Here is a 15,317-nt window from a genome sequence, read left to right on the forward strand (position 1 = left end):
AAACCACCTAATCCAGAACTTAATATGAAAACTATCGACGCGATCGTAACCACGTATTACCGAAATGAATACCTCAAGACTGCCATCGAGAGTCTCCTCGCATCGAAAGGAGTGGTGGTAGAAGTGTATGTCGTCGACATGTCTTGCGAGCGACACGCTGAGGAAGTCGTACGAGAATATGATGTGAATTACGTTCCGATACAGTCCTACGATACCGACCATACACTCAAACAGATCGCTAAGGCACGGGATATCGGGGTCGCACTCTCGACTGAAGACTACGTTTTCTTCCTCGACGATGATGACACCGTCACGCCTGATGGATTATCGAAATTGGTCAACTCTCTGAATGGCCAATGTGGTGTCGCATTTGGGATGCCTGACTCTCTTCTTTCACCGGAGATGATCAAGCCGTTCTACACCAATGAGAACCCACTCAATCCTGAAAGGCTTCGTTCGTTCATGCTTGGGCTGTTGACTACTCCTCTATCAACGTGCGCAATGGTCGTTGAACGGGAGTCGATCGAATCAATTCCTCCGATTGCGAGTCTCCCTCATGACGACATTGCCACAGTCTTTGAACTCTCAACTACAACGAACATCGCGACTATTGACGAGGTCATCGTCCACTCACAACAAAAAGAGCCAGATGCCGGTCTCTCTAAAGAATCTCTGTATGGCCAAGCAAATATTTTCACAGAGTATCAGGACTATTACGATGAGATCCCAACTGAGTTCAGACTGACCGATAGGCAGTACGAAGCGGCGAAGTCAGAATATCACCGCTACAAAGCAATGGCAGCACTCAGCGATCGCTACTGGTCTTCCTCAGCGATCTACCAGTACTACAATTCCGCGAAGACTCGTCCGTACGGCATCACATATGGATATCTACGGTTTCTCGCGTCGCTATTTGGGTCGCTTGGGCTATTCTTATTTGCCAAGATACAGGGGAAGAAAGTCGCATAGGTGTAGTCTACGGAGATGAATATATCACATCCACAAGTAAATCGGAGCCCAGAGTCAACCTCACCTCCTCACGTGCGCATCCAGAGGCTAGATGGAATGCCGTTCGGACGTTCGAAGCCATACTGTGACCCAAGGGCCTCGTAGCTCTCGAATGCCTCCTCGAGGAGTTCGGGATACTCTTTGTGTAGATAATATGTTGCCCAGAGCACTTCTATGTCATTTCCAGCTAACAATGCACGGAGGAGGTACTGTTCGTTGAAGAACCAGCGGAATTGCGTAATCCAAGGTTTGGGATACTCGTACGGGAAGAAGATGTCATGACAGTGTACTAACACCCCATCATCTAGTCGGGGGATAATGTCGAGATATTCATACAGTACGTCGCTGCCAATTCTTCCAACGTGTGACGAGTCGATGAATAGTAAGTCGTCTTCCTCGAGTGAGTTAAAGACCGACATCGGCACATCCTGAACCTTTGCTTGGATGAGGTTCGCGTCGATTCCTTTGATCGTTTTCTTGGGGTCCGGGTCGATAATGAGGTGCTCTGACCGCTGATCGTTTTTCTGTAGTGCTGCGCTGGCAACCTGAGTCGAATTCCCCCCACCGATCTCAATCACCCGTTTCGGCTTATTTTCCCGAATCATTGAATACAGCACTTCAGTGTCGACTGATTCGAAGAGGTGGTTTTTGATTGCGAACCCGTTAAACTTCTCTGAGCGTTCGTATATCGGGAACTCACTGTACTCATCCCGATATTTGGATTTGAATGTTGAGAGCCGGTCAAGCTGTTCGTCGACCCGGAGGTCGATAGCTGGCATTTCTGATGGCTCTGTCCAGAGTTCGTCTGAGAGGCCTTGCACATTTGCGATCGGAGAAGACCAGTGAACTGGAGTCATATGGACACCAATAGCCTCCCAGAAGTCGAACATATCCACGTCGACGAACTCGGGAATCGACCTCAGAAAGTCAGCTCCAGGTCCGTCTTTGGCCATCGTTTCACGGATCTGTTTTGCGATTCCTGGATACTTCTCGTCAATGGCCTTCGCGAGTTCATGGACCTCCTCATCACTGAGTTCATCTTTGAGCCACAATTCCAAATTGTGCACATTCGTTCTTGTTATTTGAGAGTAATATATGCGTTTTCATGTTGGTTATATCTAGTTATAAATACAGACGGATGCTGTCCGCTGGAGTATTTGCTGCCGCTCTCACCAACAATAGTATTTCAGGTAACCAGCCCCGTAATCGGGTGGCCAGTGTCGTTGACTAACGGATACGTCGTCGGGAAGGAAATGATGAAACTGCTGTTGACACAATCGACGTATTCAGTATATAATATGGACGTTAGTCTAAATTTCGCCACAACCTTGGAGGATGGGTCTGACACGCGACCACGTGTCAATTTATTGTGCGGTTGTGCAGTGATATGCTGTATCGGTCTCATCGTGAGACGGCAGTACTGTTGTAACTGTAGATGCAATTTGATTATTGAATGTCTATTAGTGGCTACGATATTTCAGAATGATTCTGATGAAACGTCACCCAACTACGAAACGCAGCCACCGATAGGGTCCGCAGCAAACCCCCTCGTCGATGCAGGCTTCGCACTCACCAATCCCGAAAGCATCGCTGAATCAGTTGTATTCCGAATAGCCATCCGAACGACCCAGTGACTGGTCGGAAAGGAAATCAGCCTCAGCACTAGTATGCTGACGCGGTTGGGGTCGGTGATATAGGTTTGTGGACTGTGGCCGTTCGGGAAACTATGAGGTACCACAACCTCGAAAGATGAGTTTGATGCGTGGTTTGAGTACACTGTAGTTGTGAGTGAAATGGTCGCCCAGTACTATGGTCGAACGTACCGAAGGAATATTTATCATAAGGCGAGACGAATAATCACGTAATGTCACCAACTAATTCCAATGCGGGAGGATTGAGGTCTTCCCTCCGCACTGTGATTTTAGTTGTCCTCTCCCTGTTCGTTTTCCACCTTGGAAGGGGGTGGGCACGGGGACTTGTGGAAGGGAACTATCTGATAGGCATAGTAGGATTGATTCTTGTTCTCGCTCCGATAGTCTGGTTCCTGCTTATAATCAAAGATGAATATTTCTGAAGGTATCTAAAGAACGATTTTCGATTGGCTGCAGATACTAAGCCCAATGAAACTGGGATCATACTTTTTGACGATTATGAACAATCTAGTGTAGCGGATATTTCTTCGACCTGTTCTTCATCGTCATCAAAAAGCAATATTTGACGCGTAGCCATTTCCCCTTTGTTCAGGTCAGCTAGTTCAAAATAAACCCCAAGCGCTGAATCTGGAACGTCTGGACCAAAACTCGGATTATTAGCAGAGGGTGTCTGAGTAACCCCTACAAAAACATCTTCACTATCACTTGCGGAGGTTTTGCTCTCATTCGCCATCGGTCGTTCAGACTCAGATGTACTGTTCGTGCTCCATCGGGCTACGATCTCGTTATCTGGTGCTTGGACTTCAATTCTATTAATGACCGCTGTATTGATCCACAACGTTATCTGGAAACAACTATTGGCTGTCCACCGGCTACAGTTACCACCTTTATTGACATTGTTGCTCGTGGTGCCAAGATCATACATATATACGTGATCCTCTTCTTCGTTATGGTCATACGATAGTGAGCAATCTGGCCCATTACTAAACGGAGCCATACATCCTGAGGTGACTACAGTAAGGCCAGTCGCGAGAATAGCCCGGCGTGATGGCAAATCTTGGTTAGTCACATTGGATCGTTTTATTGAACAATATGTAAATGAATTGGCCACAATGATTCCGTTATCGAGTTGGTGAGGCGCGTCATGGGATGGGTTACTCAAGAGCTGAGTTAGGTGATTAGACACAAAGAGGATAATATATTCATGAATAAACCCACTCCTTTGAGGTATGGCAGCCCTCCAACCAAGTGAAGCGGCAACGAGGAAGTCGGTTTCAACTAGTCTCCTCACTGGTGTGATCCATGTCGTCCTTGCAGCCGTTTTATGGAGTACGTTTGGTTTTGAAGACTTAGTCGCTACATTTAGCGCTGAACCGCTGTATGTCACCTACGTAGNCGTCCTTGCAGCCGTTTTATGGAGTACGTTTGGTTTTGAAGACTTAGTCGCTACATTTAGCGCTGAACCGCTGTATGTCACCTACGTAGTGGTTGGCATGTCTCTCGTTGGGTTCGTCCCCGGCTTCCTGTACACTCAACATCGGATGTTTTCGCCGATTGTTGCTACTGGGGGACTGCTGGGTGTAACCGCTTTCGCGACGTGGCAAACTGTTCAGGCTGGAGCAACTCCGGTTGACCCGACACCCTTCGGGTGGTACATGCTACTCTGGATTGGGGTTCCGGTTCTCGTTGTTACCCTTGGTGGGGTCGAGTTCTGGATGCGACGTTCGCCGAATAGTTAACAGCCACAACCTCGGAGGATGCAAATGATGTGTGCCTTCTGTTCGGTAGGTAGCAACACGAAACGTCGGTCTACGTCCGCGTAGGACTCCCTGTCAGCCCCCCTCAGGCCGGACGGTCTGCAAGTAGACGCACGACCGTGCCGGTGACGGGTCGCATACTCGTGCTTTCACGAGCGGTACGTGTCGGATGTCACGAGGATTGACGTCTCAGTCACATCCATCGAAGATGCACGTCGCTACTGATCCCGATCAAGTGGCTCTCGGCGGCGGCACCAGTACGTCAGCACGGCTACGAACATACGCTATCGATTCCAATCGTGGACACGACCCTGCGATACCAGTGCCCCTTATTCCTTCCATCGCGGGTTGAATGTCCGGATCCAGCGAATGGCCGGGCGAGGAGATGCCGGTGGCGGACTCACGTGCCGACCGGGACGATTCGACGCTGGGGATTGTCACTGCCATTTAGAAGAGGTCCAGCAGTGGTCCAAACATCCCGGCGTTGAACGTATCGTTTGCTCGGTAGCCGTCCACGTCCGCGTCGTACTCGTGATACGCTGGCAGACAGTCCCGAGTCATACAGCGGGTCATCATGTGGTCCGTGCCAGGACCGAGCACGCGATACTCTTCCGGTGGGTCTTCTCCACGGGAGAGGTACGAGTCGCGGATCTGGCATCGGAGATGGTAGTCGAGGAACGTATCGAACTGCTCCCAGTCGATGTCGAGGACGACGTGTTCGAGTCGGCCGTCCGGTTGTCGGTCTGGATACGGGTCCTCGGCCCAGATATATTGTTCGTCGTTGACGCCACCGTAGTACATCACATGAACGCCGGAGCTCGCTTCGATCTCGCCATTGTCGGTCAGGTAGATGTCGAGTTTGTACTCGCGGTAGTCGTTCATCGCAGCGCGTGCTGGAACCGGATCAGGATGTGGCTGGACGATATCGGCGTCGTACTCGCCGGCTAGCTGTCGGTAGAACTCGTAGAAGTACGTCCTGAGTTCGTCGTCGACGCAGTCGTCGATGGCTGAGCGGACTGATTGCAGGCGCTCAGTATCCAGATACCACGGTACGGTATCGTGCTCGGTTTCCTGTGCGACGTACCACTTCGCATGGTCACGAGCCTGGCGAACCATCTCGTTGCCGTGACTCGTCCGTTTCTCGGAGTTGTCCGGGTAGCCCTCTTGTTCGTGGTAGGATATTTCTCCACTTTCGTATTTAATCTCTATCCAGTGTTCGACCTCCTGGTTGTCGGTGATTTCTAGGCCACACCCTTCGTCATCTCCACCTTCGATTGATGCTTCCATGTATTATTCCCTCATTTATAATCTGCAGAACCCGATCCAGTATTTGCCTCCTCGTCGAGATTTGCTTCGCTTTTCAATCCGAGTATGGCTTTGACTTTCTCGCGATTATCGTAGGTGGCTTGCAGTGCGGCGCCACTGAGTTTCCCCATCAACCCGCCGCCGGGAAGCCCGGACTCTTTGCCGGCTTCTTCCATCCCGAGCTTCAGGCTTTCGCCTATCCCGGCGTCGCCCGCCTTCTCGAACAGCGTCCCCTCGACCTTCATCGACAGCTCGTTGACCTTCGTCTGGAGTTGCTGTTGGTTGTTCGCCAGCGCGTACAATCGTTCTTCGACGCCGGACTTGTCTCCGACGTCGTCCAGTGATACCCCAGTGTCGTTCTCCCCGAACACCGATTCCTTCAGCGACGACAGTTTTTCTTTGACCGACCGCTGGACGTGCACCTCCGTCTGCCCGAGTCGCTGAATGCCCAGATCACCGCCCTCCATGACGCGCTGGGCGGTCTGTTCGGCTTCGCGTTCGAGTTGCGGATCAGGGTCGATCTCTAACTCCAGGTTCTCCTGTGGGAGCATCGACACGGCTCCACCAGTTTGCTGTCTCACGTGCGCGAACTCGTGCGCCAGCACGTGCTGGCCCTCTGGCGAACTTGGGTCGTACTCGCCGGCGTTGAACGCGACGTGAATTGCCCACCGTGAAGGCGCGAGCGTTGATGTCCTCGCAGGCGCGGGCCGCTGATGGCCCGGTGTGGATGCGCACGTCGCCGAGGCTGTCACCTATCTGGACTTTCCCGGTTGCAATGACCGGGAGTCTGTCACTCACCCAGCTGTTGAACTCGTTATCCACCGAACAGTGCACGTTTGATTAGTCCACTCAGTGTTTTCGCTTGCGATGACCCCATAAGGCTGCCACTCTCGATACCACCGGTGTCGAAGCCTGGCTGGCGATAGCCCTCAATCTCGGCGTCGGTGAGGTGGTACGGGTCGTACAGGTCGGTATGTTGGTAGCGGATCGTCTGTTCGTAGAGGCCTTGGCCTAGAATCCGGAACGGTTCCGGCGGGTCGATGCCCAATCGCAGGTATGCATCCCGGACCTGGCAGGTCAGGTGGTGCAGCACTAATCCCTGGATGATCTCCGTCGAGAGGTCCTGTTCGAGTGTCGTCTGCGGTGGGGTCATCTGCAGTTGGGCATCCGCCGGTCGATCCTGCGTGTGAGAGCGCTCGCCGACGGTCTTCTCTTCGATAGTGCCCCTGGAGTCTTTCGTCTGGTAGAGGACGTCCACTGCGGAGACCTCCTTGATTGGATTAGTGCCGTTATCCAGGTGTTCGGTGACCATCTCTCGTAAGGCCGTCACGAGATCGTAATCGTCGGTGATCCCCTCGACGTGGTCGAGTGGGTCCATCGCCTCGGGGTTGTCGAGGTAGTCCTGGAAGTCAAGTCTCAGGAAGACGTCCGCGCGGTAGATGATGCCGCCGATTGGACCGTCTGTCTCTGGGAGCTCGACGATGGGATCGATGTTTGGGCGGAGTGAACTGTGATACTGGTGGGCGTACTCACCGAAGCACTCCGCGAATGCGTCGAAATCGAGGGCGAAGACGGCTCCGAGCGTGTGCGCAAGCCACTCCGGCGTGAGATATGGGTAAAATGTTGGGTATCCTCGCTCACGTTGGACGTAATATCTGGCGTAATACTGCGCTTGTTCGATATAGATTTCATCCTCATCGGTCCGTAGACCGCTGTCGGGATAGCCTTCTTGTTGATAGCCTGTAATTTCTCCAGATTTATCTATCTCAAGGAGATGTTCGACCCCATTGTTATCAATGACACTTAGACCGATGATGTCATCTCCCTCTCCAGTTATTTTTGCATCCATGATTACTCTTCTCGACTGCTTGCTTTGCCTTCGAGTTCCGTTTCCGGCCGGATGTCAGCGTCCATTTTGTCGAAGAACGCCAATACCTGATCCTGGATACCGAGCGTTTTGCCGACCTCGTAGATGACGTAATAATCGTTGCGGTGCAGTCTATCTTTCCCGACGTGTATTGTCCCTCCTACAGCCAATGTCACAGCAATCGCTTCTGGCTGGCTCAGATTGCACTCCGTAGCCACTGTTTGTGCGATTCCGGTGGTCGTCCCGGCCGTGGCGAGATGCTCGGCATACTTGTACGCGTCCCGCAAGCGCTCCGACTCGATATCGACGTCGACAGGATTCAGATCGGCTTCCGCCAGACCAGTTGCGGCCTCGTCGAGTGAGACATCCCCTTCGAGGAGGTCTCGACGAGTCTTGTCAATCCGCGGAATGTGGACCTCAGTATCAGCCAGCCGCTGAATGCCGAGCTCGCCACCCGCCATCACTTGCTGGGCGGTCTCCTCCGCTTCGCGCTCCAGTCGTTCGTCCGGGTCAACCTCCAACTGACCTGGCTGGGGTAGCATCGACACTGCGCCACCCGTTTGCTGGCGGACGTGCGCGAGTTCGTGTGCGAGGACGTGCTGACCCTCTGGAGAACTCGGATCGTACTCGCCAGAATAGAAGGCGACGTGATTCCCCACCGTGAACGCGCGGGCGTTGATGTCCTCGCAGGCTTTGGCCGCTGACGGCCCGGTGTGGATGCGGACGTCACCCAGATTGTCGCCTATGCGGTCTTCCACCGCGCGCTGGATCGACGTATCCAGTGACTGGCAGGGCGAGGAGAGCACGTTTCGAACGCTCTCGGGGGTGGCTGTCTCACCGGCTGGACCGTCCTGATAGGCGGCGACAGTACTCCGCCGGATCGAGAGTTCGTTTTCCCGTTCCTGTGGGTCCATGCCCGAGTCGCGGGTCGACACCGACGAACGCTCTGCGATCATTCGTTCCAGGGTTCCCAGGTGGTGATCGTGGCTGTCGTGTCCCAGTAGTTCTCGTAGAGGTCACAGAACTTCTGGCACTGGAAGCCTTCGTAACTTCCCCAGCCGGGAACCTGGAACGCTGCCGGCGGTTTGACGCCCATCAGCAAGAACCGGTCGCGGATTTGGCACGCGAGGTTCGACACGACGAAATGCTGGAACGGCGCGACTTCGTCGGGGTTGGTGGTCATCAGTTCCACCCGAGCGTCGGGTTCTCTATCCAGCGGCTGCTCGCCCTGCGAACGCTGTTCATTGCCCTCCCCGTCGTTGTGAATCACGTGAATGCCAGAGACAGCCTCGATACCGAAGTCAAGAGCATCCAAGTCTTCCACCACGATTTCGCCTTCGTCGGGGACGACAGGTGAATCTGACTTGCCCTCGAAGCGGCCCCGGAACTGGTCGAGGACAGGTGGGTCGAAGTCTGTGGGGTCTGGCTGGAGGTAGACATCCTGCTGGTAGATAATCGCGTCGTCCGGGTCGGCGTCAGGGAATGGGAGGTCGACTGGGCTGTCGTCGTAGTGGCTGGCGAGGCGGTCCTCTAAGTCGCCGAAGAGTTCTTCGAAGCGGTACTCCGAAAGGTTTGAGACGGCGAGTAAGGCTGCGAGAATCCGGTCGGGATTCTCTGTCGACGGGACAGTGTCGTAGCCACGCTCGCGGTAGACGTACCACTGGGCGTAGCGGCGCGTCTGGTCGACACGTTCGCATTCTTCTCGTGTTCGTAGTGCTGGGTTATTCGCGACCTCGTCGCATTCGTGGTAAGTAATCTCCCCATCAAATGCAACGTGGATTCCGTGACTCGCGCCAGCATTATCCACTACTCGGATACCAGTCCCATCATCGTCTCCATCACCAAGTACCGCTTTCATCATTCAACCGCCTCCGGAGAAGGGATGTCATCAGGTGCCTGACCTTCTTCCAGCCACGTCCCCTCGCGAATCTGTTTCTCGATTTTCTCTGCCCGCTCTTTCAGGTCTCCACTTTCACTGTAGAAGATCTGCTTGATATCCTCCCAGCTCGAGATCTCGCCTTGACGCACTCGCCCGGTCGCCTGTTCTGCGTACTCGTCGGCGTCGTAGCCGGACATCTTGCTGGCGATCTCGGCGACAGGCAAGATGGCACCGATGCCGGTGGCAGAGAGAATGCCCTTGACGACCGTCCAGGGAACTTCGTCCCACTTTTTGGTACTCACCTGACCGAACAGTTCGTTGCGCTGGTCTTGAGTCAGCGCCACGTCTTCGAGGTCGGCGTCGACCTGTTGCTGTAACTGCTCGATTTGTTGTTTGACGTCAGCAATTGAGCCACCGCGTTGGGCGAGTTCCTTCTTAACAGCTTCGGGGTCGGTCGCCTGTTGGACCTCCTGCTTGATGTCCCGCATCCGTTCATGGTCCTGTTTCTCGATAACGTCCTGGGCGACATCGTGGAGGAAGCTAAGCTGATTTTTGTTGTGGGCCTCACGGTGCTCGCTGTTGTCAGCGTCGTCTTCGAGTTCACCCTGGAACAACGCCAGCGCCTCGAACACCTTCCCTTCGGGGATGCGCTGGATGTGAACCTCAGCACTCGTCCCGGGCAATCGCTGAATTTGAGCATCGCCCTCACCACTGAGTGCTTCTTTGGCAGCCTGATCAGCTTCACGTTCGAGGCGCTCGTCTGGGTCGACGACGAGTTCGGAATCCGGCTGTGGGAGTAACGAGAGTGCGCCGCCGGTCTGTTGTTTGACGTTGGCCATCCTGTAGAATCACTAATTACTATCAGGATGGGTTCCAGGACGTGATTGCAGCTTCTGAAGACCAGTAGTCTTCGTACAGCGAGCAGAACTTCTGGCACTGGAATCCCTCGTAGGTTCCCCAGCCCTGCGCGCGGAACGCGACGGGTGGTTTCACACCCATCAACAGGAATCGATCCCGAATCTGGTACGCAAGGTTCGAGACAACGTAGTGCTGGAAGGAGTCGACCGACGATGGGTCGAACGCCATCAACTCAACTCTCGCGTCGGGCTCCCGTTCGAGTGGTTGCTCCCTGCGGGCTACCTGCTCGTTGCCTTGACCGTCGTTGTGGACGATGTGCGTGTCCGAGACTGCTTCGATTTCGAAGACGAGGTCATCCAACTCGTCGGAGGATATGTCTCGGATGTCGTCTGTGACAAGTGAATCTGGCTCGCCCTCAAAGCGTGCTAGGAACTGATCGAGGATTGGCGGCTCAAACTCTACCGGGTTCGACTGGAGGTACACGTCCTTCTGGTAGATGATGGCATCATCTGGGTCGGCATTTGGGAACGGGAGGTCAACCGACGAGTCGTCGTAGTGACTCGCTAATCGTTCTTCGAGGTCGCCGAAATACCGCTGAAACCCCTCGCCAGAGAGCATCGTAATCGCGAGCAACCCCGCCAGCAGTCGGTCGGGATTCTCGATTGGCGGAACTGTATCGTAGCCACGATCGCGATAGACATGCCATTTTGCGAAACGGCGTGCTTGATCAACGCGCTCACACTCTTCGCGTGTCCTGAGTGCAGGGTTGTCAGCGTAGGCTTCGGACTGATGATGGTAGATTTCACCATCGAGTTCCATCTCAATCAGATGTTCGGATTTGATATTGTCGATTACACTTAAACCGACGGCGACTTCGTCTTCGCCGGTTATTGTTGCCTCCATCTTATTCACCACCGATTGTGCTTTGTGAGAGACCGCGAGATGCATCCTCGAGGAACGTACCCTCACGGATTTCTTGTTCGATCTGTTGGGCACGTTCTTCGAGGGTGCCGTTGGTCTGGGTCCAGATCTTTTTGATGTCTTTGAAACTCGTAATCTTGCGTTTGCGGGCGTGAGCGATGGTCTGTTTGGCGCGTTCGTTGATGTCGTAGCCCGCGGCCTGCGTACTCGTATCGGTAGAAGTCACTGCCTCGGAGGCAGATACCTCACCGGCAACGTTTGCGATATCGAGCAGTTGTGGGATTGCGGTTGCTGACAGAATCGATTTGACGACCGTCCACGAGACGTTATCCCACTTGTTCGTTTCCGTTTGTCCGTCGAGCTGGAGGCGCTGATCGTCGGTCAGCGCAACGTCTTCGAGGTCTGCGTCGACACTGTTCTTCAGATCTTCGATCTGGGACTTGAGGTCCGCAATCGAGTCGAACCGCTTCGAGAGTTCTTCAGCGGTTTGGTCGGGGCTCTTTGTGTTGGCCACTTCTTGTTTGAGGTCGAGTTTCTCCTGCGTATCCTGTTTCTCGATAACGTCCTGAGCGACCTCGTAGAGGAATCCAAACTGGTGGTTGTTGTGCTGTTGGCGATGGTCGCTGATATCTTCGTCACCGCGCTCGGCTTCGAACAGCGCCAGCGCTTCGAACACTTTCCCCTCGGGGATGCGCTGGATGTGAACCTCGGCACTCGTCCCGGGCAATCGCTGAATCCGGGGATTATCACCGTTTTCACCTTGGAGGACGGCAGCTGCGGCCTGGTCAGCTTCGCGTTCAAGCCGTTCGTCGGGGTCGACGACGAGTTCGGAGTCGGGCTGTGGGAGTAACGAGAGTGCGCCGCCGGTCTGTTGTTTGACGTGGGCCATCTCGTGGGCGAGGACGTACTTCCCGTGTGGGGTTTTCGGGTCGTACTCGCCGTCGTTGAACACGATGTGGTTGCCCGCGGTGAACGCCCTGGCGTTCACAGCGTCACAGGCTTTTGCGGCGTCCGACCCCGTGTGAATACGCACGTCGCCGAACGTCTCACCCATCTTCTCCTCGATATCGCTCTGGATGGGGCCACATAATCCCCGCCCGGGTGAAGAAAGCACGTCACGGACGGGCTCCGGGACGCCTGGGTCCTCGCCGTCCCAGTCCGGGCGGTCGTCCTTCGTTTTGCGCTGGAGGAGTCCGTTCGCGATGCTCCCCGGCGGGGCATCGTCTCGCTTGGTTTGGGCCGTCGTCTCCGTCTGGGGAGCCGCCGGGACGGTACTGGCGTAGACGCTGTCCGGGTCACGCTCGCCCTGGTAGTACACACCGCGTCCGTCGTCGGGTCCGACGTATGCACTCTGGTTGGTCCGCAGATCCGAGTCGATGTCGTGTGTTCGCCGATGAGAGTGATACGTCTGTGAGTCGTCGTCGGACTTGTTCTGGCGAGATGACCGTCTTCCCATTCGTGTCTCCACCGTTCGCTTGTTGCCTACGTCATCTCCGCCCCGTTATTTATTTGTATTGGTGCTGTAACGATAACAATTATTCACTATAACTCAGAATTTGAACTTCCGTAATAAATATGTGGGCACTGGAACGTTATCACCAATAGAAGCTGGGATGGTGGACCACCGGAACCGCGGCGGACGAGGTCCTGCGTCCTGCATTACGCCATGAGTTACGAGACATCAACCGACCATCTGCTGGCCGAACTCGACCGTGTCGACACGCTATTGGACGGATACCGTGACACTGTCAGTGAGAATATCTCAGCGGTGGAACTCGACGACTCGACAGGGCCTGACGTAGACCCGAAGTCGCTGTCGCCGCTGGTGGCCGACGACGTTCGAGCTGATCTCTCCGCCGCCGCAGAGTCGATCCGCAGTGACATCGAGCAGGCGCACTCGAACGGCGTGCGACTCCGGTTGGCACATCTGGCCGAGACGTTCGGTCTCAGCCGCCGCCATCTCGACGTACTGGTGCTGGCCCTCGCACCCGACATCGACCCCGACTACCACGAGCGGTTTCGCCAACTCCAGGGTGAGGACGCGCTCGACCGGCCGACGGTTGCAATGATCGCGGACCTGTTCGGGGCGACCAAGGCAACGAAACTCGTCGCGACGGAACTGGTCGCAGACGAATCGCCGCTCCGAGAGCACGATCTCGTTCGAACCGAGACAGTCCCCGACTCGGATTCCTCGCGCCAGCTCAGGACCGTCGCAGTCAGCGAGCGCATCTACACCTATCTCGCCACCCGCGACACACTGGCTCCCGCTATCGCCTCCTTCTCGACTCTCGAAACCCCCTCGACGACGCTCGACGATCTCCACCTCGATCCCGCAGTCGCCGAGCGCGTGGCCTCCCTCAACGAAACTCCCACCGAACAGCCCGGCCGGTACTACTTCCACGGCCCGGAAGGCAGCCGGAAGCGTCGGGCCGTCGAAGCGCTGACCGACGACCGTCTCCTCCAAGCAGACCTCGCGGGCGTCATCGAAGCAGGTGCTCTCGACCGACTCCATCGGGAGGCACTCTTGCAGGACTGCCCGGTCCACCTGACAAACGCCGATGCCGTCCACGAGGACGAGACGACGACACTGGAGGACATCTTCGACCGGTTCGCCGACGTACCGACCGAGTGCTACGTCACGGGCACCGACGCCTGGACGCCGACGGGCACCACGCTCGACCTCGACGCCATCGTCGCGTTCCCGCGACCCGGTATCGACCTGCGCCGCGAGTTCTGGGACGACCATGCCGACGCCCTCCCCGACGACGTCGACCCCGAGGTCCTGGCCAGCACGTTCGAACTCACCCAGGGCCAACTCGAGGCGGCGCTGGCGACGGCGCGCTCGCTCGCCGACGGGGATCCGACCGCCGAGAATATCCGGGCGGGCTGTCGCGCCCAGTCCGCCGACGGCCTCGACGAATTATCCCAGCAGCTCGACCCCGCGAGTAGTTGGGAGGATATCCACCTCCGCCAGAAGGCCGAACGCGAACTCGAACTGGTGCGCGAGCACATCGCCCGTCGAGCCCGCGTCTACAGCGAATGGGGGTTCGACGAGGCGTTCTCCCGGGGGACCGGCGTCGTCGCACTCTTCAAGGGGAAATCCGGCACCGGCAAGACCATGGCCGCCGAGGTCCTCGCGAACGATATCGGGATGGACCTCTACAAGATCGACCTCTCGAGTGTCATCTCGAAGTACATCGGCGAGACCGAGGAGAACCTCGAACGCATCTTCCAGGCCGCCGAGCAATCCAACGCCATCCTCCTGTTCGACGAGGCCGACTCCATCTTCGGCGACCGCGCGGAGGTCTCCGACGCCACCGACCGCTACGCCAACGTCGAAGTGAACTACCTCCTCCAGCGCATCGAGAGCTACGACGGCGTCGTCCTGCTTACGACGAACTACTCGACGAACATCGACTCCGCGTTCCAGCGACGCATCGACCACACCATCTCGTTCAACAACCAAAGGAGGAGACGCGGGACGCGATCTGGCGCGGGCTCTTCCCCGAGGACGCACCGACCGAGGGGCTCGATTACGAGTTACTCGCCGAGCTCGAACTCACTGGCGGGCAGATCAAGTCCGTCGGCCAGACCACCGCCGTCCTGGCCGCGGCCGACGGCGACACCATCGAGATGCGTCACGTCGTCCGAGCGCTGGAACGCGAGTTCAGCGCCCAGAACAAGATCCTCAAGGACGTCGACTTCGGCGAGTACGCACAGCACTTCCAGTCCCAGCACGGCCGGGCCGCCCTCGGGAGTACCGAAGAGACTGAGGAGGAATCCGAGGAGGCGGCTGACGATCAGTCGCCCGAGGCGGTCGTCCGACGATTCATCGAGTTGCTCGACGCCGGCGAGGCCGACCGCGCACACGACCTCTACCATTCGAACGCGTTACTCGACGAGGTCCCGTACAAGGAGCGCCAGGCGTTCGCCCACCGCGACGTATCGATCGCGGGCGAGATCGAGCGGCTTCGCGACGAATCGGACAAGGTCGTCGTGCGGTTCGACCGCCAGTTGAACGACCGGCGAACCAGCAGGGCGTACGAACTGCGGAGCGACGAGGCCGCCGA

At 56.1% G+C, this 15,317-nt stretch carries 12 protein-coding genes and 1 pseudogene; 3 read left to right on the plus strand and 10 right to left on the minus strand.

What is annotated here, in order from left to right:
- Window positions 1–24: 24 nt before the first annotated feature.
- A complete protein-coding gene (locus C453_RS00450) occupies window positions 25–969 on the plus strand; it encodes a glycosyltransferase family 2 protein (protein WP_008321996.1) in 945 nt (314 codons plus the stop codon).
- A 68-nt stretch (window positions 970–1,037) separates the two neighbouring features.
- Here the strand turns inward: C453_RS00450 and C453_RS00455 are convergent, their stop codons facing one another.
- The gene (locus tag C453_RS00455; protein WP_008321997.1) at window positions 1,038–2,075 is read right to left on the minus strand and encodes a class I SAM-dependent methyltransferase; all 1,038 of its coding nucleotides are present in this window, start codon (window positions 2,073–2,075) and stop codon (window positions 1,038–1,040) included.
- A 797-nt stretch (window positions 2,076–2,872) separates the two neighbouring features.
- Here C453_RS00455 and C453_RS19335 point away from each other — a divergent pair.
- The gene (locus C453_RS19335) at window positions 2,873–3,082 is read left to right on the plus strand and encodes a hypothetical protein (RefSeq protein ID WP_083881551.1); all 210 of its coding nucleotides are present in this window, start codon (window positions 2,873–2,875) and stop codon (window positions 3,080–3,082) included.
- Window positions 3,083–3,156: 74 nt separating this feature from the next.
- Here C453_RS19335 and C453_RS20095 read toward each other — a convergent pair whose 3' ends face one another.
- From C453_RS20095 to C453_RS00500, 9 genes and pseudogenes are all read right to left on the minus strand, one after another.
- Window positions 3,157–3,729: a hypothetical protein gene (locus C453_RS20095; protein WP_160163375.1), complete on the minus strand. Its 573-nt coding sequence runs from the start codon at window positions 3,727–3,729 to the stop codon at window positions 3,157–3,159.
- A gap of 1,135 nt (window positions 3,730–4,864) precedes the next feature.
- On the minus strand, window positions 4,865–5,704 hold the full coding sequence (locus tag C453_RS00465; protein WP_008321999.1) for a hypothetical protein: 840 nt from the start codon (window positions 5,702–5,704) through the stop codon (window positions 4,865–4,867).
- Window positions 5,705–5,715: 11 nt separating this feature from the next.
- A pseudogene (locus tag C453_RS20935) lies at window positions 5,716–6,481 on the minus strand (eCIS core domain-containing protein); the annotation flags it as partial.
- A 55-nt stretch (window positions 6,482–6,536) separates the two neighbouring features.
- Window positions 6,537–7,571, minus strand: coding sequence for a hypothetical protein (locus C453_RS00475; protein WP_008322001.1), 1,035 nt, complete (start codon window positions 7,569–7,571; stop codon window positions 6,537–6,539).
- Between the two features lie 2 nt (window positions 7,572–7,573).
- Window positions 7,574–8,524: an eCIS core domain-containing protein gene (locus C453_RS20885; RefSeq protein WP_338035945.1), complete on the minus strand. Its 951-nt coding sequence runs from the start codon at window positions 8,522–8,524 to the stop codon at window positions 7,574–7,576.
- Window positions 8,525–8,541: 17 nt separating this feature from the next.
- On the minus strand, window positions 8,542–9,447 hold the full coding sequence (locus tag C453_RS00485) for a hypothetical protein (protein WP_049907339.1): 906 nt from the start codon (window positions 9,445–9,447) through the stop codon (window positions 8,542–8,544).
- The gene (locus C453_RS00490; RefSeq protein ID WP_008322004.1) at window positions 9,447–10,307 is read right to left on the minus strand and encodes a hypothetical protein; all 861 of its coding nucleotides are present in this window, start codon (window positions 10,305–10,307) and stop codon (window positions 9,447–9,449) included. Before C453_RS00490 ends, C453_RS00485 begins: the two co-directional genes overlap by 1 nt.
- A gap of 22 nt (window positions 10,308–10,329) precedes the next feature.
- Window positions 10,330–11,229, minus strand: coding sequence for a hypothetical protein (locus C453_RS00495; RefSeq protein WP_008322005.1), 900 nt, complete (start codon window positions 11,227–11,229; stop codon window positions 10,330–10,332).
- 1 nt (window position 11,230) lies between these two features.
- Window positions 11,231–12,703, minus strand: a complete 1,473-nt coding sequence (locus tag C453_RS00500; protein ID WP_008322006.1) for an eCIS core domain-containing protein — start codon at window positions 12,701–12,703, stop codon at window positions 11,231–11,233.
- Window positions 12,704–12,913: 210 nt separating this feature from the next.
- On the opposite strand from C453_RS00500, the gene C453_RS00505 reads away from it, so the two are divergent.
- Complete coding sequence (locus tag C453_RS00505; RefSeq protein ID WP_008322007.1) at window positions 12,914–15,265, plus strand: ATP-binding protein; 2,352 nt, start codon at window positions 12,914–12,916, stop codon at window positions 15,263–15,265.
- Window positions 15,266–15,317: the final 52 nt, after the last annotated feature.

Origin of the sequence: Haloferax elongans ATCC BAA-1513 (assembly GCF_000336755.1) — an archaeon.
Lineage (GTDB): Archaea > Halobacteriota > Halobacteria > Halobacteriales > Haloferacaceae > Haloferax > Haloferax elongans.